This window comes from Aestuariivita sp., assembly GCF_049276915.1.
GTDB lineage: Bacteria > Pseudomonadota > Alphaproteobacteria > Rhodobacterales > Rhodobacteraceae > Aestuariivita.
This window is the reverse complement of sequence record NZ_JBASXK010000075.1, coordinates 1-17132: the sequence shown is the minus strand read 5'-3', so window position 1 is coordinate 17132 and position 17132 is coordinate 1. Positions and strand designations below refer to the sequence as shown.

Below are 17132 nucleotides of genomic sequence, written 5' to 3'. Positions count from 1 at the left end.
AAATTCCATGTCCGAGGCTTATATCGTTGCCGCAACTCGAACCGCCGGAGGTCGCAAAGGCGGCCAGTTATCCGGCTGGCACCCTGCTGATCTTGCCGCACAGGTGATTGATGAACTGCTGCGCCGCACCGGGGCCGACCCCGCGCGTGTTGATGACGTCATCATGGGATGTGTGTCACAGATCGGCGAACAATCCACCAACATCGCACGCAATGCAGTGCTTGCCTCCAGTCTGCCCGAAACGGTGCCTGCCACCTCTGTCGACCGGCAGTGCGGCTCGTCCCAGCAGGCCATCCACTTTGCCGCGCAGGCCGTCATGTCCGGCACGATGGACATGGTGATCGCGTCCGGCGTGGAGAGCATGTCGCGGGTGCCGATCGGTACGCCGATGGACCTGCCGCAAAAGGCGGGACTGGGTTTTTACAAAAGCCCCGCGATGGAAGCGCGCTATCCGGACGTGTTCTTTAGCCAGTTCACCGGAGCCGAGGAAATCGCCCGCAAATGGGAGTTGGGCCGCGAAGAGATGGAGCAGTTTTCCCTTGAGAGCCACCAGAAGTCCCGCGCCGCGACCGAAGCGGGTCGGTTCGACGCTGAGATCGTCGCTGTTAAAAAGCGTCTGCACGACGGCACCGTCCCCGGCGACAGCGCGACAAAGGACGAGGGCATCCGCTATGATGCCTCGCTTGAGGCGATGTCGCAGGTGCGCCTGCTGACCGAAGGAGGTCGGCTGACTGCCGCCTCAGCCAGCCAGATTTGCGACGGTGCCGCGGGGGTGATGGTGGTAAATGAACGCGGGCTCAAGGCGTTGGGAGTCGAGCCCCTCGCGCGCATCCATCACCTGTCTGTCACGGGCGGTGATCCGGTGGTGATGTTGGAGACACCCATCGCGGCGACCGCGCGGGCGCTGAAGTTGGCCGGGATCAAGATCGATGAGATTGATCTGTTTGAGGTGAATGAAGCCTTCGCATCCGTCCCGATGGCTTGGGTCAAAGGCACGGGCGCCGATCCCGACAGGCTGAATATAAATGGAGGGGCGATATCGTTGGGTCATCCCCTTGGCGGGTCCGGTGCCAAACTGATGACGACCCTTGTGCATGCACTCAAGGATCGCGGCAAGCGTTACGGGCTGCAAACCATGTGCGAGGGCGGCGGTCTGGCGAACGTCACCATCGTTGAACGGCTCTGAAACCGGAGTTCAACTGAGGAGACGCGCATGCCCAACGGCGAAATCCCCGAACTGTCATCCCAGCTATTGTTTGAAATGACTCTGCAGGTGGCCCCGGCCACGGCGTTCGGGGCTACGCCGTCCGGCAAACGATTTATCGCCTACGTTACCGAAGGTCATTTCGAAGGCCCCCACCTCAAGGGTCGCGTGCTGCCCGGTGGGGGGGATTGGGTGATCCAACGCCCTGATCATGTTTTTCAGCTTGATGTGCGCATCACGCTGGAAACCGATGACGGGGCGCTGATCTACAGCACCTATCGCGGCGCGCGGCATGGATCGCGCGACGTCATGCGCCGGATTGCCGCCGGACAGCCCGTGCAAGCGGACGAATACTATTTCCGGACCACTCCGTACTTTGAAACCGCATCCGAAAAATACAGCTGGCTGGGCGGCATCGTGTCGGTCGGCATCGGCCGGGATCGCCCAGGAGGCGTGACCTACAGGGTGCATCAGATCCTCTGAGCACGGGCCAAGACGAAAAGGCCAAAACGAAAGGACACAGACCATGTTTTATGACAAACGCATCCCGGCAGCCGAAGACTGCGTTCTGGCCTATCAGCTGGAACATTGGGCGGCGCGCAAACCCGATGATCTGTTTGTCAGTTTTGACGGTGGCGCGCGTTGGAGTTGGTCCGAGACGCTGGATGAGACCCGCCGCGCGGCAGCGGCCCTTCAGGCTTTGGGTGTGAAGAAAGGCGATCACGTTCTGTCATGGCAGCCCAACAACCGCGAGGGGTTGCTGGTATGGTTCGGTTTGAACTATCTCGGTGCTGTCTATGTGCCGGTGAATATCGCCTACAAGGGCAAGCTGCTGGAACATGTTGTCAAGCTGTCGGATGCGCGGCTGATGATCTGCCACGCCGATCTGCTGGACAGGCTGGAAACAATTGATTGCGGCGCGCTGACGGACGTGATCGTCACGCACGGGACAGGCCAGCTTGACGGGTTGACCTGTCACGGGGCTGACGCCCTTCAGGCCAAAGCGGGCCTCGGCGGCATCCCTGAGCCGGTACAGCCATGGGATACGCAATACATCATCTTTACCTCTGGCACGACGGGCCCGTCCAAGGCGGTGTTGTCGTCCTACATACAGGGCCATGCAATGGGTCCAGTCGCGCATGATTATATCGACGATACCGATCACACCCTTGTCAATTTGCCGCTGTTTCACGTCGGCGGGACGGTTTATTTCAACATTGCACTTGGGACCGGCAGTTCGTGCCATCTGGATACGCATTTCAAGACTGACACGTTCTGGGACACCGTGCGTCAGGAAAGGATCACCAATTCGCTGCTGCTGGGGGCGATCATCACCTTTCTGAACAAACTGCCCGAAAGCCCCGATGATCAGGACCACACCTTGCGAAAGGCCATCTGTGTGCCGTGGAACGACGATGCCCGCAGGTTGGGAAAACGCCATGGGATCACCCTGCGGACCACGTTCAACATGACTGAAATCTCATCCCCGATGGTGTCGGAACCCTACCCGCAAGAGGCAGGCACCTGCGGCGTTCTGCGCGACGGGGTGGACGCGCGGGTTGTAGACGAAAACGACTGTGAGGTGGCGCCGGGTGTCGCGGGCGAGTTGATCGTGCGCACCGACACGGTCTGGGGCCAGAACCACGGGTATTACAAGAACCCCGAAGCCACAGCCGAGGCATGGCGCAATGGCTGGTTCCATACCGGCGACGCTTTTCGCTATGACGAACGGGGGTATTTTTATTTTGTCGACAGGATCAAGGACGCCATTCGCAGGCGCGGCGAGAACATTTCTTCTTTTGAAGTCGAAGCTGAAGTGAACGCGCATCCGGACGTGTCAGAGACCGCCGCCGTTCCGGTACCAAGTGCGCACAACGAGGACGAGGTGCTGATCGTTGTCGTGCCTGCAAAAGGCTGCGTGATCGATCCCAAATCGCTTTTTGATTATCTGCGCGACCGCATGGCCCATTTCATGCTGCCCCATTACATCCGTATCGTTGATGATCTGCCCAAAACACCCACGCAAAAGGTGCAAAAACACATCCTGCGCGATGCAGGCGTGACGGCCGACACTTGGGATCGCGCGCGCGCGGGCATCGAAGTGAAACGCGAGAATATCGGTGGCTGACATCGCCACCGCGAAAAGGAACAGGAGGATCACCAGAACAGACGGACGCAAAAGCTTTTACCAAGCAATCGTTTGGTTGACTGAAAACCACTTTCGCCACACACTCGTTCGTAAAGCAACTCAAACGCCGCACGCATCAATCAAGTCTTACATATAGAGGCAGTGCGGTGACGCAACGCGGAATATTCTCCGCAAAACGCTGCCAATTGGGAGGAACAGCATGACTTTGAATCGTCGTACATTTTTGAAAACGGGTGCCGTCGCGGCCCCTGCCGCGCTTGCCGCACCAGCCTATGCACAAGGGAATCGCAAACTTCAGATGGTCATGTCATGGCCACATAACTTTCCGGGCCTTGCATCCATGGCCTATCAGTTCTCTGAATATCTTGAACAGATGACCGATGGGGCACTCACCGTCGATGTCGCTGCCGCAGGTGAACTTGTCGCCTCGTTCGAGGTCTATGATGCGGTAGGCTCGGGGGCAGCAGACTGTCTGCATTCCACCCCGGTCTATCTGACAGGTAGTTGGCAACCAGCTGCGTTTTTCTCGCAAATACCGTTTGGTCTGACCGCGCTCGAGCACATGGCCTGGATGTACCACGGCGGCGGGCAGGACCTGCAGCACAGAGCATTCCGCGATCTTGTGGGTGTTGTGCCCTTTACCTGTGGCCAGACTGGCATTCAGATGGGTGGATGGTTCAACAAGGAAATCAACAGCCTAGAGGATCTGCGCGGTATCACCATGCGCATTCCGGGTCTTGGTGGTGAAGTGATGCGCCGTGTTGGTGCCAACGCCGTTCTGATCCCCGCCCAAGAGGTTTTCCCCGCGCTGCAATCGGGCGCGCTGGATGCAACCGAATTGCAGGGGCCATGGCTTGATACCGTGTCCGGCTTTTATCAGCACGCGAAATACTATTACGCACCGGGCTTTCAGGAGCCGAATTCGGCAGGCGAGATCGCTATCAACGCCACTGTTTGGGACGAGTTGGGCGAAAAGAACCAGGCCATCGTTCAGCGCATCATCGAGGCGATCAATTCAGTCAACTGCGGGGCCTGGGCGTATAACAACGCCAACTTCTTCCAGACCCTCAAGAACGAACACAACGTCGATGTGCGCGAGTATCCGCAGGATGTGATTGATGAGCTGGCACTCAAGTCCGCTGAAACGGTGGCGGAACTGGGCGAAGTCGATGACATGGCGGCAGAAGTCTACGCCAGCTACGCGGACTACCTGAAAAATGCGGTCGAGTATTCGGTTGCCTCCGAAGTGCCCTTTTACAAGGCGCGGGCGCGTCAATACGAGATGACCAAGTCGTAAGCGACCGCGACCTGCAACGCGCGCATCCGGGCCTGTGTCCGGGTGCGCTTGTGCTGCCCGCTTGGTGGGCAGAACTGCGCTAAGAGGACAGGCCCCATTTATGATCGCCATCGCCAATTTCATCGACTGGATTACCGTCGTTTCGGGCAAGGTCCTTGCCTGCCTGATGCTGCCGCTTGTGATATTCGTCTTTGCCAATGCCGCACTGCGCTATGTCTTTGGCATCGGGCATGTGTGGCTGTTTGAGGCGGTGGGGTACTGTTTTGCGGTCCTTGCTGTCGGGCTGGCAGGTTGGGCCTTGAAAGAGAACGAGCATGTGCGCGTCGATATACTCTACGCGATGCTGTCAAGGCGGGGCAAAGCTGTGATCGACATCTTTGGCACGCTTTTCCTGCTTGGGCCTTTTGTGTGGCTGATGTGGGATCGGTCGCTGCCGTATGTCCAGCGCTCGTGGAAAACGGGCCAGACCTCGATGGAAATCTCGGGCATTCCTTACGTCTGGCTGCTCAAGACCTGTCTGTTGGCCTTTTGCGTTCTTCTAGGGCTGGCTGCAGTTTCGTTCCTGATCCGGGCGATCAACGTCCTGATCCAGGGCGAGGACGCCTGACATGATTGATTGGCTGATGGCCCATCCAGACATTCTCATGTTCGGCGTCACTATTGTGATGTTGATGCTGGGCTTTCCGGTGGCCTTCACATTGGCAGGCGTCGCACTGGCCTTTGCCTTTGTGGCCGGCGAGATGGGGTTTTTCCGCATCGCCACTTTGAACTTTTTACCCCAGCGCGTCTGGGCGGTGCTGAACAACACCGTGATCGTGGCGGCCCCTCTGTTTATTTTCATGGGTTTGCTGCTGGAACGCTGCAAGGTAGCCGAACAGATGCTAACCGCGATGGCCCAGCTATTCGGCGCGCGGCCCGGTGGCCTGCTGATTGCGACCACGTTGGTGGGCGGGCTGATGGCAGCGTCTACCGGCATCGTGGGGGCGACGGTGGTGACGATGGGCGTACTGGCGTTGCCAGTGATGTTGCGCAACGGCTACGACGCCTCCACCGCTTCTGGTGCGATTTGCGCGGCCGGCACGCTGGGCCAGATCATTCCGCCCTCGATCGTTCTGGTTTTCCTTGGTGATTTTCTGACTTTTGCCAATCAGCAGGCAAACCTCAGCATGGGCAATCCATCGGGCCGCAGCGTCGGCGTGGCTGATCTGTTTGCCGGCTCTCTGCTGCCGGGGGTTTTTCTGGTCGGGCTTTATATTGCCTGGCAGTTCTTGCTGGCGTGGCGCAATCCGGCGGCCGCACCCGCCCTGCCCCCCAGCGAAGTCCGGCTGGATGCAGCAGGTCTGGAAATGGATGCCGAGACCAAATTGGAACTGGTCGTGCGCGCACTGGCCGCGCCGCTTTTGCTGATCCTCGCCGTTCTGGGGTCCATCCTTGCCGGTGTCGCCACGCCCACCGAGGCGTCGGGTGTCGGTGCAATCGGTGCGCTGTTTCTGGCCGCATGGACCGAATCCAGGCAGGCACGGCCCATGGTGATAGCGTCCGTCATCAGCGCCGTTTTGATCGTAATCCTGCTGTCGGTATTCGACATGCGCCTTGGTCGTCAGTTCAACAGTATGTCTGAACAAATGGCGATCTGGGCGGGAATAATCCTGATGGGCGTCGTCACCGTTGGCATTATCGTCAGTCTCGCGGCGACATTCCGCACCGGCGCCCTGATGGATGTGACCTTTCGTACCGCGCGCATCACGGGGATGATTTTTACCGTGCTGATCGGTGCCACACTTTTCACCCTCGTCTTTCGCGGTCTCGGCGGCGAAGATACGATCAAGGAATTCATGTCAGGTATTCCGGCGGGCCTTACCGGGGCGATGTTGTTCACCATGGCCCTTATGTTCTTTCTGGGGTTCTTTCTCGATTTCCTTGAGATCATTTTCATTCTTGTCCCAATTCTCTGCCCCATCCTAATCGTTATGGGGGCCGATCCGGTCTGGCTGGGCGTGATGATCGCGTTGAACCTGCAAACGTCCTTTTTGACGCCCCCGTTTGGGTTTGCGCTGTTCTATCTGCGCGGTGTCGCCCCCCCCGAGGTTTCGACAAGAGAAATCTGGCGTGGTGCCACGCCCTACATTGGCCTGCAACTGCTCACGCTTGGCCTTTTGGCGGCGTTCCCTGCTGTCGCCACGTGGCTGCCGGACGCGATGATGAACTGATCCGTTTTCCACCCTTACTTGAAATTGAGCCTTCCAGCAGCTAATCATGTAATGTGCTCAAACAAACGTTTGGTTGTTAATCACTACAGCCGAGAGGATATCCAAATGACAGCCACGCCTCAACCACAGGACATTGTCTACGACCCGTCCGACCCGGCGGTCATGGCCAATCCCTTCCCGGTCTACGCCAAGCTGCGCGAGGCGGATCCGGTGCATTGGAGCCCATCGCTCAAGTCGTGGATCATCACCCGCTACACCGATGTTCGTGATCTCTTGCTGTCCGATCACCTCTCGGTCAACCGGCTCATCCAGTTCTACAAGGCGCTGCCCCCTGCGGATGCGGCCCTGCTGAAAGACATCATTCACTATCTCAGTCTTTGGCTGGCCTTTCGCGACCCGCCCGACCACACCCGCGTTCGCCGCATCATGCGCCATGCCTTCACCGCCAAGGCCATTGAAGAGATGCGCCCGAATGTTGTCGAGATCACCGATATGCTGCTCGACCGGCTCGAAGCTTCGGGCAAAAACGACGTCGATCTGATCCGTGAATTTGCGCTGCAACTCCCTGCCTTTGTGATCATGGACCTGCTCGATGTTCCGCGCGACATGCTGGATGATTTCAAGGAATGGTCCGACGACATGGCCGTCTTTATCGGCGGGGCACGTAATTCCGGTGACAAATACACACGTGCCGCACGCGGGTGCGCAAAGATGTCCACCTATTTCCGCCAACTTATTCGTGAACGCACCGCCAACCCCAAACCGAGTTTCCTGATGGACCTGATCAATGCCCGTGACGCGGGCGAAAAGCTGAGTGATGACGAGTTGGTGGCGACCTGCATCCTTGTTCTGTTTGCCGGTCACGAGACGACGACGAACCTTATTGGCAACGCCGCACTGCTGCTGATGCGCCACGATGATCAGCGGGCCAAACTGCGCGAAAACCCGGAACTGATCGACAGTACAATCGAAGAAGTGCTGCGCTTTGACGGCCCGACCAATGCGCTGGTGCGCGTGGTGGCACAAGATCACGAACTGCACGGATGCAAGATGCGCGAAGGTCAGCGCGTGTTTGTTATGGTGAACTCTGCCAACCGCGACCCGCGCATTTTCGACGACGCTGACCGGTTTGACATCTCTCGCCAGCAAAACCGGCACCTGACTTTCGGTCAGGGCATCCACTTGTGTCTTGGGGCAAAACTGGCCCGTGAAGAAGGGCGTGTCGCAGTAAAGCGGCTCTTTGATCGTTTCCCCGATCTCGCACTCGACCCCGACGAGCCGCCGGCGTGGCTGGACGCGATGGTGCCACGTGGCACGCGCCGTCTCCCCGTCCGCCTCAAGGGATAGGTGGGTCCGTGGGATGGGTGTTTAAATGACCAAGGCCTCCTTGCCAGACCAGATAGATGGCGCCCCCGCCCGCACAGCGGCCGAGGCATTGGCCGCGCGCTGCGATACCGCATATGAAGCCTTCGCAGCCGCTGCAGAGATGCACCCGGATTTGCCGTTTTTGTGCATCCCCGCGCGTCAGGGACGCGACTATCACCCGGATGGTTTTGAAATCACCTATGGTGCCGTACGCGTCGAAGTCCACAACCGGATCGAACGCCTGCGTGCCGCAGGTTATGGTCCGGGACGGCGGGTGGCGTTGATGCTGGACAACCGACCCGAGCATATCTTCACCCAACTGGCGCTTTATGCGCTGGGGGCAACACAGGTGCCGGTGAACCCGGACTACCTTGACCACGAATTGTCCTATCTGCTGGAACACTCCGAAGCAGATCTGGCCCTTGGCTTGCCTCACAACATCACGCAATTGCAGCGCGTGGCAGCCGCTGTGGGCATCCCAGCTGTGCTCGAGGCGTCAGATGCCCCCTTGCCCGCCCCGCAAGGACCCGCGCACCAGACTGAAACCGGGCGTCAGGCACAGGCCGCCTTGATCTACACCTCCGGCACAACCGGGCGGCCAAAGGGCTGCGTGATCGATCATGAATACCACTTTGCCGTCGGCCTTTCCTACGTGCGGCTCGGCGGGCGGCTGGCTCTGCAGCTGCGTGCCGATCGCATTTTTGTCCCGCTGCCGGTTTTTCACGTCAATGCGGGCATCAATACCCTGACCGCACTTATCCTGACCGGAAATTGCCTGATCCTGCCTGACAGGTTTCATCCCTCAACATGGTGGCGCGACATTGTGCAGACGCGGGCAACGGCGATGCACTACCTTGGCATCATTCCCCCCATCATGCTCAATCGCGACCCCGACCCCTTTGAACAGGCACATACTTTGCGCTTCGGACTGGGTGCAGGGCTTGATCCGACACTCCACCGCCAATTCGAGTACCGCTTTGGTGTGCCGATGGTCGAGGTCTGGGGAATGACCGAAACGGGCCGTTTTCTGGGCGATTGCCACGAGCCACGCCGCATCGATACACGCGCGTTCGGCAAACCGTCCGAAGATCTGGACGCCCTGGTGGTAGATGAAGAAGGCGCGCCCGTCTCTCATGGCGCCGAGGGCGAACTGGTCGTACGGGCCCCGGGTGAGGACCCGCGCCGCGGGTTCTTTCGCGGATACCTCAAAAACCCGGATGCCACAGCCGACGCTTGGCGGTCCGGGTGGTTTCACACCGGCGATGTGGTCGTGCAGGAACCCGATGGCATGCTGCATTTTGTCGAGCGGCGCAAAAATATCATCCGCCGCTCTGGTGAAAATATATCTGCCGCTGAGGTTGAGAACGCCCTGATCAGCCACCCTGCTGTCGAAGCTGTGGCCGTGATCGGTGTCGCGGACGAAATGCGCGACGAAGAGGTCATGGCCTGCGTCATGCCCCGTCAAGGTGCCGCGCGAGACAGTGCAACGGCACGCGATATTTTCGAGAGCGCCCGCACGCTTATCGCGTATTACAAACTTCCGGGTTGGGTGGCTTTCGTGGACGATCTGCCCCGCACCGGAACACAGAAAGTCCGCAAAGGGTTGATTTTTCCTGATATCGACGACCCGCGCACAGCCCCCGGTGTTATCGACCTGCGGGACCAAAAGAAACGGAGCAAAATATGAAACGCGCCATCTTTCGCGAACATGGGGATCCTGCCCAGGTGATCGAGATTATCGAGGAGCCTGATCCACAACCCGGCCCCAAAGAGGTGCGGGTGCGCAACAAGGTGATGACGATCAATCCCGCCGATCTGCTGTCAATCGAAGGCAAGTATGGCGCAGAACCCATAGACCTGCCCGCAACCCCCGGCGTTGGTGCCTACGGCATCGTGGACGCGGTGGGGACGTCGGTGACACGCCTGGCTGTCGGTGATGCGGTCCTGCCGGTGGGTGGTGGATTTTGGGCCGATACGGTCATTCTGCATGAACGGATGGCACCCAAAGCGCCCAAGGGCGCCGACCCGGAACAGGCGGCGTTGATGCGCGCCAATCCCGGCACCGCCTATCTGATGCTTACAGATATTGTCGCGCTCTCCCCCGGCGACTGGGTGGTGCAGAATGCGTCCAATTCCAACGTGGGCCGCATGGTGATCCGCTTCGCACGAGAGATGGGTTTGCACACCGTCAATATTGTGCGCCGCGCGGATGTGGTGGACGTACTCAAGGCCGATGGTGCCGATGTTGTCCTCGTTGATGACGGTCAAGTCGATCTGGGACAGGCGATCCGGGAGGGCGCGGCTAGCGCCCCGAAATTGGCGCTCGATGCGGTGGGCGGTCCGGCGACGGGCGCGCTTGGGGCAGCGCTCGCCGATGGCGGGACCATCGCGACCTATGGCCTTTTGTCGGGCGAAGGCCCGCAACTGGACGCACGTGATGTGGTTTTTCGCGACATCACGCTGCGCGGTTTCTGGCTGTTTCACTGGTATCGCACGGCAACGCCCGACAAGATGCGCGATCTGCACGGGTTTCTGGAACGCAAACTGTCCGAAGGCGTGTTGCAGACCGATGTCGACGCGCGATACCCTCTCGCCCGGATCAAGGACGCTGTCGCCCACGCAGGGCGCGGCGGCCGCGATGGTAAAATCCTTCTGACAGGAGATGAAAATGCGTGATGTTTACGTCCTCGCCACGTCCTGCACCGCCTTTGGCAAACGCCCTGGCGACAGCTTCAAGGACCTGACGCGCGAGGCCTATCTTGATGTGATCGCCGACGCAGGTTGGGAAAACGGCGACCCGATCGAACAGGCGTGGTTTGGCAATTGCGGCATGGGTACCTTCGGGCAACGCAACATCCGTGGGCAGGTCTGTTTTACACCGCTGGTCCGCGAGGGGCTGTTCCCCGAACGCGTACCTATGATCAATGTCGAAGGCGGCTGTGCGACCGCATCCATGGCCTTTCACGGCGCGTGGAAAGACGTGGCATCCGGCGACATGGAAGTGTCTTTGGCGATCGGGGTCGAAAAAACATTCGTTCAGGGCGACGCCGCTGCCACAATGGAGATTTTCGAGGGTGGCATAGACCAGCTCGACCCGGAAGAATGGCACAGCTATTACGCCAAACGCGGCGCCGAAGCGGGCAAACCTTTCGATCCCAACGGTGCAGGCGGGACCGTGTTCATGGACACTTATGCCATGCAGGCGGCGTGGCATATGAAGACCTACGGCACCACACAAGAACAGATCGCAATCGCCGCCTCGAAGAACCACTGGCACGGATCAATGAACCCCAAAGCGCAGTACCGCTTTGAAGTCCCCGTCGAAGAAGCGCTGAAAGATCGCGAGATTTCATGGCCCATCACGCGATCCATGGCAGCCCCCATCGGGGACGGCGCTGCGGCGGCGATCCTCGTCTCGGAGGACGTGCTGAAACGCCAGCCGCCCGAGGTGCGCAAGCGCGCTATCAAGGTACGCGGATCGGTGTTGAGCGGGGGCAAATACCGCGACCCGACGGAACCGGGCCTTAGTCGTATCGCGGCGCAAAAAGCCTACGCCAAATCCGGGTTGTCAGCGGCGGATATTGACATGGTTGAACTGCACGATGCGACGTCTTTTTGCGAGATATTCCAACTGGAAATGCTGGGTTTCGCCGAAGATGGCGCAGGCGGCAAACTGGTTGAAAGCGGCGCGACAAAACTGGGCGGGCGACTGCCTGTAAACCTGTCCGGGGGCTTGGTGTCAAAAGGCCATCCCGTCGGAGCGACAGGCCTGTCGATGATCCACGAACTGGCCCTGCAGCTGCGCCGTGAAGCCGGAGACCGTCAGACCGACAAAGCCCGGATCGCCATGGCCGAGAACGGCGGCGGCGTGATCGGCTTTGATGAAGCGGCGTGCTCGGTGATCTTGCTCGAAGCGCCGGACAGTTGACGAAACTACAAGGGTTCGTCGGTTATCCGACGTTGGCCTGATGCACCCTCGGCCAGCAACCGGGCGGCGTCGGGCTGCACCATCAGATCGCAGAAAAGCGTGCGTTCATCCGCGAAATCATCCGCGCGGGCACTGACGGCCCGCCGCACCAGCCGTTTGATATGTGCCGCTGCCTGTGCCGGCTTGCGCGCCATACGCTGCGCCAGCGCCAGCGCCTCGGTTCGCGCGTCGGGTACGCACGAAAGGGCCAGTCCAAACTCTACCATCTGCGCGGGGCTGAGGGTCTGACCTGTCAATGTCATCTGCAACGCGCGGGACTGGCCCACGATTTGCGGTAACCGCTGGGTGCCCCCTGCCCCGGGCAGAATACCCAAATTGATCTCAGGCAGGCCAAACTCATGATTACCTTCCTGCACCACGCGCAGATCACAGGCCAATGACAACTCAAACCCGCCGCCCATCGCCGTGCCGGTCATCGCCCCGATAAAGATCACATGGCTTTGTTCCATCATGCGCATAGCGGTGTGGATCGGGGCCTCTGGCACGGGTCGGTCGGTGGTAAACGTGAGGCCGCGCGCGGACATCGCTGCGGCTTTTGGGGCCAGCACCTTGAGGTCGTAATGCCGGATAAAGACCCCCGCCTGACCGCCTGCAAGCACGCAGACTCTGACTTTGGGATCGCCCGTCACGGTCTCAATCGCCGCCAGCAATTCCGCTTCCATCGTCTCATCCATGAAACCTTCGTCAGGATTGGTGAAAACAATTTCGGCGATCATGTCATTGAGGGTAAGGGTCGCGTGGCCTTGGGTCATCGGTGCCTCCCTGAGCAAACTCAGGTCAGGTTAAGTTTTTTCCACTCGATATTCAAACAAACAATCGGTAGAAAACAACAGGCTCTGAACCGTCGACGATAAGCGGGAGCTAGATTTTCGCTATGTTTTACGGCGCTTACATGGATATCCGTGACATGACAACACATCAGGCCGACAAGGCCACGACAGCCTCCGGTAAGAAGACAGCAAAGCCACGCCGCAAGAACAAGCGCGAACAGGTGTTGAAAAGCGCCGCCGAATTGATCGCGCGGCAAGGGTTTGACGGCACATCAATGCGCGACATCGCGTCCTCCGTAGATATGCTGCCCGGCTCTCTTTATTATCATTTCCCTTCGAAAGAAGACATGCTGCTGGCCATTCACGAACGTGTGGTCAACGATATGATCGCGGGTGTCGAAAGAGCCATCGCCAAGGGCGACGACCCATGGGATAGGCTGGAACATGCAGCGATCGCGCATCTCAAGGGGCTCTTGGGCACCGGGAATCTGGTCACGATCATTTCACCCAACTTTGCCGAAGGCCGCGAAGAACTGAACCAGAGCCTCAAAGATCATCGCCGCGCTTACGAAAAGGTGTTCCGCGATCTGTTCGAAGACCTTGACCTGGCCCCCGGCACCGACCGCGTTCTGTTACGCCTACAGCTACTTGGTGCGCTGAATTGGGTGCCGGTCTGGTACAATCCAAAGGGTGGAAAACCACCTGGCAAGATTGCCAAAGCCTTCGTGCGCTCCATCCGACAAGATGCCGAAAACTAGGTCGCTGCATCTTCCCAATAGGGCGCTCTGAGGTCTTTCTTGATTACTTTGCCCAACGCATTGCGCGGAAACTCATCGCGCAACTCCACGCTCACCAGCCGCTGTGTCTTGGCCAGTCTTTCATTGGCCCACGCTTTGATCGCCTCAGCATCTGCACTGCTGCCCGAGGCCGGTATGACAAGCGCCAAACAGCTTTCGCCCCATTTCTCATGCGGCACGCCGATCACCGTCACATCCATCACGTCAGGGTGTTGACCCACGATGGCCTCCACATCACTGGGAAAGACGTTAAAGCCGCCCGAAATGACCATGTCCTTTTTGCGGTCCAGGATTTTAAGAAACCCGTCTGCATCCAGCATCCCGATATCCCCGGAGCGTATGAACGTCCGCCCGCGTTCGTCCCGCCAGATCAGCTCTGCGGTCTGTTCACCCCGTTTGTGATAGGCCTGCATGATGCCAGCCCCGTAACCCGCGATCTCACCGGCCTCCCCCGTCGGCATCTCGTTGCCTGCATCATCCAGTATCCGCAGCTCGAACCCAAGTACGGGCGTCCCCACGGTATCGAACTTTTCCGCGTGTTGATGCGGCTTGAGAATACAGGCAAACCCTTCGGAGAACCCGTAGATCTCATAAAGTCCCGGCGATATCCGCTCTATCACCGCGCGTTTGGTATCGCGCCGCAGAGGCGATCCGGCGGACAGCACCGTACGCAGGCTGGACAGGTCCGTATCGTCAAGCTCGGGCCGTTCCAGCACCATCAGATATTGCGCCGGCACCATGAACGTGTGGGTGATCTTGTTTTCCTCGACCTCTCGAAGGAATGCAGCGGCATCGAAGCTGGGTATCACATGCAATGTGCCCCCTGCAAACAGCACCGGCAGCATCGTCAGCCATGTTCCGTTGGAATAAAGCGGCGTGGTCGTCAAGGCGCGGGAGGTTGCATCATACCCCATTTCAACGGCGTTTGAGAATGCCCAATGCAGCCGTGCGCGATGGGTCTGCACGATACCCTTGGGCAATCCCGTGGTGCCGGATGAATAGATGATATTGAACAAATCCGTGAGCGCGTGCCGCACGTCGGGAATTTCTGCCGATCCATCGCGAAGAATATCCACTAGCGTCTGCCAGCCCGGCTCTTGGAATCCATGCGCAACCCATGTTCCGACGCCCGGGATCCTGTCGCGCAGCGGCGCAACCCGCGCGCGGAAATCATCCGAGACAAAGGCCGCCACCGCATCACAGTCGCCCAGCAGGGTTTCCAACTGATCAGCAGTCAAAAGCCCAGAGAGCGGCACCACACACCCCCCTGCCCGCACAACCCCGAAAAGCGCCTCGAGCATCTCAACCGAATTGCCCATCATCACCGCGACCTTGTCGCCTTTGTGTAAACCGGCCTCGATCAGGTGATTTGCGACCCGGTTGATATTGGCGACAAAATCACCCCAGTTGCGGCGTTGATCCGCGCAAATGACGGCATCCTTGCGCGGATAGTGACGCGCATGTGTAGCGAAAAGATCGGGCAGATACACCTGCGGATCGTCCAGCGTGTCTGTCATCTCAGCCAACTCCCCTTATCGCCCAAGCCTAGCTGAGGCGCGGCACGTACAAAACAGTTGATTGTTAGATTTATTATTAGAAACGATCACTCTCACTGCGGCAAGAGAAAGAGCGTTAGTTCTGGGAATAAATAACAGTCCAGCCCCTGCTCCAAGCGGCTTTGTTGCACAAATCAGGCGAAGGACGCTCTTCCCCTTACCCCATACGGACTCAGCCTACAGGCTCAGTGACGGGTATGCCAAGAGCCGTGTAGCGGTTGAGGACGGCGATGCGGACGTGGATTTCTGCAACCTGCCGATCAAAGTCCCTCGCCATCAGCGATTGGCCAAGTAGTTTCATGCAATGCATCTTCGTTTCGACGCGGCTTCGGCAGTGGTATCCGCTCCAACGTCGCCACAAGGTGCGGCCCAGATATTGCTGCGCACTGACCGCTTCGTTTCGGGCAATCGCTCCGGCGCTCGTCGGCTTCCAGGGCTTGGCATTCTTGCGCGGAGGGATCTCGGCATGGGCACCTCTGGCGGCAATCGCCTCGTGGCATTTACGCGTGTCATATGCCCCATCAGCTGTGACGCTGCCGCCAAACGGGTCGAACACCAAATCACCCTTGCGGCTGGAGTTGCGAAGCGCCCGCTCGACCAGGGCCACCGGCTTCATGGTGGGGTGCAGATCGTTCTTCGCAGGCCGGTCGATCAGCCAGACATCGCCCTGGTTGCGTGCGCCACACCAGCGGCGTTTCGTGCCCTCGGGCCAGCCGTAGAGGATCGGCTCGTACTGCCGCTGGTAATCCGCGCGGCCGAGCGTGAAGCGATCCTTGGCCCAGATGATGAAGGTCGACCAGTGCCCGCCGGCCTCTGTAAACGCTTTCTGCAGCGTCGCCAGTTCGCTTGATGACATGCAGATGTAGACCGCGCCCGACGTGTGCGTATTGATCAGCGCACAGGCGTCATAAAGGAACTGACCGAACCCGTCACCAAGGGCATCGTTCTTGATCCGTCGCCCCTTGCCAGCCTTCTCTGCGCCGACACCGCCAGCATAATCGACGTTGTAGGGCGGATCGCAGAAGCAGATATTGGCCTTGGCCTCCCCGAGAAGGCGCTGGACATCCGTGGCCACCGTGGCATCGCCGCACAGCAACCGATGTGGGCCAAGCAGCCACAGATCGCCCAGGCGACTCACCGGGTCTTCCGGCGCGTCGGGCACGTCGTCGGCATCCTCAGCTGTCTCTGCCTCGACCCCGGAAAGGAGCGCGTTCAGCTCGTCGTCCGTGAAACCCGTCATGCCCAGATCGAATTCAGCCTCGAGCAGGTCGCCCAGTTCCAACCCCAGCAGGTCGTTGTCCCATTCGGCGTTCTCGCTCGAGCGGTTATCCATGATCCGGAAGGCCCGCGCCTGGGCCTCCGACAACCCCTTGGCAACGTGCACCGGGGCAGTTTCCAACCCCAGCTGGCGCGCCGCTTCCAGACGCGTATGCCCCGCCAGAACCACCATCGCCTCATCGACTACGATGGGCTGACGCCAGCCGAATTCCGCGATCGAGGCCGCCACCGTCACCACGGCCTTGTCGTTGCGCCGCGGGTTGCGCGCATAGGGAATGATCTGCCCGAGAGGCAGCTCGATCACGTTCATGGTGATGTCCTTGAAAGGTGTGCCGAAACGAAACGGGGTTGGCCTGCGAAACGAAATGGGGTCCGACCCCCGTTTCGTTTCAGAGGGGTTTCACGGACCGTCAGGCCCTTGTTTCAGTAGGGTTTGCCGCGAAACGAAACGAAACGGGTGTTTTTGGCGGTGTCACTGGGAAAGCGTTGCGCTTCGCCCCCCCCGTATACGCTTACAA

The 17132-nt window shown here is 59.4% G+C and carries 13 protein-coding genes and 2 pseudogenes; 11 read left to right on the top strand and 4 right to left on the bottom strand.

Annotated features, from left to right (window positions below; all coding sequences use genetic code 11):
• Positions 1–7 precede the first annotated feature (7 nt).
• The 10 genes from WAO69_RS07740 to WAO69_RS07695 all read left to right on the top strand — a co-directional run bounded on the left by WAO69_RS07740 (position 8) and on the right by WAO69_RS07695 (position 12153).
• Entirely contained in the window at positions 8–1186 is a 1179-nt protein-coding gene (locus tag WAO69_RS07740) for an acetyl-CoA C-acetyltransferase (protein WP_422177722.1), read from the top strand.
• 27 nt (positions 1187–1213) lie between these two features.
• Positions 1214–1687: a DUF3237 domain-containing protein gene (locus WAO69_RS07735; protein ID WP_422177720.1), complete on the top strand. Its 474-nt coding sequence runs from the start codon at positions 1214–1216 to the stop codon at positions 1685–1687.
• 43 nt (positions 1688–1730) lie between these two features.
• Positions 1731–3332, top strand: coding sequence for an AMP-binding protein (locus WAO69_RS07730; protein WP_422177718.1), 1602 nt, complete (start codon positions 1731–1733; stop codon positions 3330–3332).
• Positions 3333–3657: 325 nt separating this feature from the next.
• Positions 3658–4650, top strand: coding sequence for a TRAP transporter substrate-binding protein (locus WAO69_RS07725; protein WP_422177716.1), 993 nt, complete (start codon positions 3658–3660; stop codon positions 4648–4650).
• Positions 4651–4750: 100 nt separating this feature from the next.
• Positions 4751–5257 carry a TRAP transporter small permease subunit gene (locus WAO69_RS07720; RefSeq protein WP_422177714.1) on the top strand — a complete coding sequence of 169 codons (507 nt, stop codon included), beginning with the start codon at positions 4751–4753 and terminating at the stop codon, positions 5255–5257.
• A gap of 1 nt (position 5258) precedes the next feature.
• Complete coding sequence (locus tag WAO69_RS07715; protein WP_422177712.1) at positions 5259–6860, top strand: TRAP transporter large permease; 1602 nt, start codon at positions 5259–5261, stop codon at positions 6858–6860.
• A 105-nt stretch (positions 6861–6965) separates the two neighbouring features.
• Positions 6966–8207 carry a cytochrome P450 gene (locus WAO69_RS07710; RefSeq protein WP_422177710.1) on the top strand — a complete coding sequence of 414 codons (1242 nt, stop codon included), beginning with the start codon at positions 6966–6968 and terminating at the stop codon, positions 8205–8207.
• A 25-nt stretch (positions 8208–8232) separates the two neighbouring features.
• Positions 8233–9912 carry an AMP-binding protein gene (locus WAO69_RS07705; protein ID WP_422177708.1) on the top strand — a complete coding sequence of 560 codons (1680 nt, stop codon included), beginning with the start codon at positions 8233–8235 and terminating at the stop codon, positions 9910–9912.
• Complete coding sequence (locus WAO69_RS07700; protein WP_422177706.1) at positions 9909–10901, top strand: zinc-dependent alcohol dehydrogenase family protein; 993 nt, start codon at positions 9909–9911, stop codon at positions 10899–10901. The genes WAO69_RS07705 and WAO69_RS07700 overlap by 4 nt, the downstream gene beginning before the upstream one ends.
• Positions 10894–12153 (top strand): thiolase family protein, encoded by a 1260-nt coding sequence (locus WAO69_RS07695; protein WP_422177704.1) that lies wholly within the window; start codon positions 10894–10896, stop codon positions 12151–12153. The genes WAO69_RS07700 and WAO69_RS07695 overlap by 8 nt, the downstream gene beginning before the upstream one ends.
• A 5-nt stretch (positions 12154–12158) precedes the next feature.
• On the opposite strand, the gene WAO69_RS07690 is transcribed toward WAO69_RS07695, so the two are convergent.
• Entirely contained in the window at positions 12159–12965 is an 807-nt protein-coding gene (locus WAO69_RS07690; protein WP_422177702.1) for an enoyl-CoA hydratase/isomerase family protein, read from the bottom strand.
• Positions 12966–13105: 140 nt separating this feature from the next.
• Between WAO69_RS07690 and WAO69_RS07685 the strand changes: the two genes are divergently transcribed.
• Positions 13106–13741 carry a TetR/AcrR family transcriptional regulator gene (locus WAO69_RS07685; RefSeq protein WP_422177699.1) on the top strand — a complete coding sequence of 212 codons (636 nt, stop codon included), beginning with the start codon at positions 13106–13108 and terminating at the stop codon, positions 13739–13741.
• Here WAO69_RS07685 and WAO69_RS07680 read toward each other — a convergent pair.
• From WAO69_RS07680 to WAO69_RS07670, 3 genes and pseudogenes are all read right to left on the bottom strand, one after another.
• A complete protein-coding gene (locus WAO69_RS07680; RefSeq protein WP_422177697.1) occupies positions 13738–15297 on the bottom strand; it encodes a class I adenylate-forming enzyme family protein in 1560 nt (519 codons plus the stop codon). The two genes, WAO69_RS07685 and WAO69_RS07680, sit on opposite strands and share 4 nt — an antisense overlap.
• 211 nt (positions 15298–15508) lie before the next feature.
• Positions 15509–15874, bottom strand: a pseudogene (locus tag WAO69_RS07675) (transposase); the annotation flags it as partial.
• A pseudogene (locus WAO69_RS07670) lies at positions 15875–16924 on the bottom strand (DNA modification methylase); the annotation flags it as partial.
• Between the last annotated feature and the right edge of the window lie 208 nt (positions 16925–17132).

Coding starts and splice junctions, on each gene's coding strand:
- WAO69_RS07715 (WP_422177712.1), top strand. CDS start 5,259: ATGATTGATTGGCTGATGGCCCATCCAGACATTCTCATGTTCGGCGTC.
- WAO69_RS07685 (WP_422177699.1), top strand. CDS start 13,106: ATGGATATCCGTGACATGACAACACATCAGGCCGACAAGGCCACGACA.
- WAO69_RS07690 (WP_422177702.1), bottom strand. CDS start 12,965: ATGACCCAAGGCCACGCGACCCTTACCCTCAATGACATGATCGCCGAA.
- WAO69_RS07740 (WP_422177722.1), top strand. CDS start 8: ATGTCCGAGGCTTATATCGTTGCCGCAACTCGAACCGCCGGAGGTCGC.
- WAO69_RS07720 (WP_422177714.1), top strand. CDS start 4,751: ATGATCGCCATCGCCAATTTCATCGACTGGATTACCGTCGTTTCGGGC.
- WAO69_RS07730 (WP_422177718.1), top strand. CDS start 1,731: ATGTTTTATGACAAACGCATCCCGGCAGCCGAAGACTGCGTTCTGGCC.
- WAO69_RS07680 (WP_422177697.1), bottom strand. CDS start 15,297: ATGACAGACACGCTGGACGATCCGCAGGTGTATCTGCCCGATCTTTTC.
- WAO69_RS07695 (WP_422177704.1), top strand. CDS start 10,894: ATGCGTGATGTTTACGTCCTCGCCACGTCCTGCACCGCCTTTGGCAAA.
- WAO69_RS07705 (WP_422177708.1), top strand. CDS start 8,233: ATGACCAAGGCCTCCTTGCCAGACCAGATAGATGGCGCCCCCGCCCGC.
- WAO69_RS07725 (WP_422177716.1), top strand. CDS start 3,658: ATGTCATGGCCACATAACTTTCCGGGCCTTGCATCCATGGCCTATCAG.
- WAO69_RS07735 (WP_422177720.1), top strand. CDS start 1,214: ATGCCCAACGGCGAAATCCCCGAACTGTCATCCCAGCTATTGTTTGAA.
- WAO69_RS07700 (WP_422177706.1), top strand. CDS start 9,909: ATGAAACGCGCCATCTTTCGCGAACATGGGGATCCTGCCCAGGTGATC.
- WAO69_RS07710 (WP_422177710.1), top strand. CDS start 6,966: ATGACAGCCACGCCTCAACCACAGGACATTGTCTACGACCCGTCCGAC.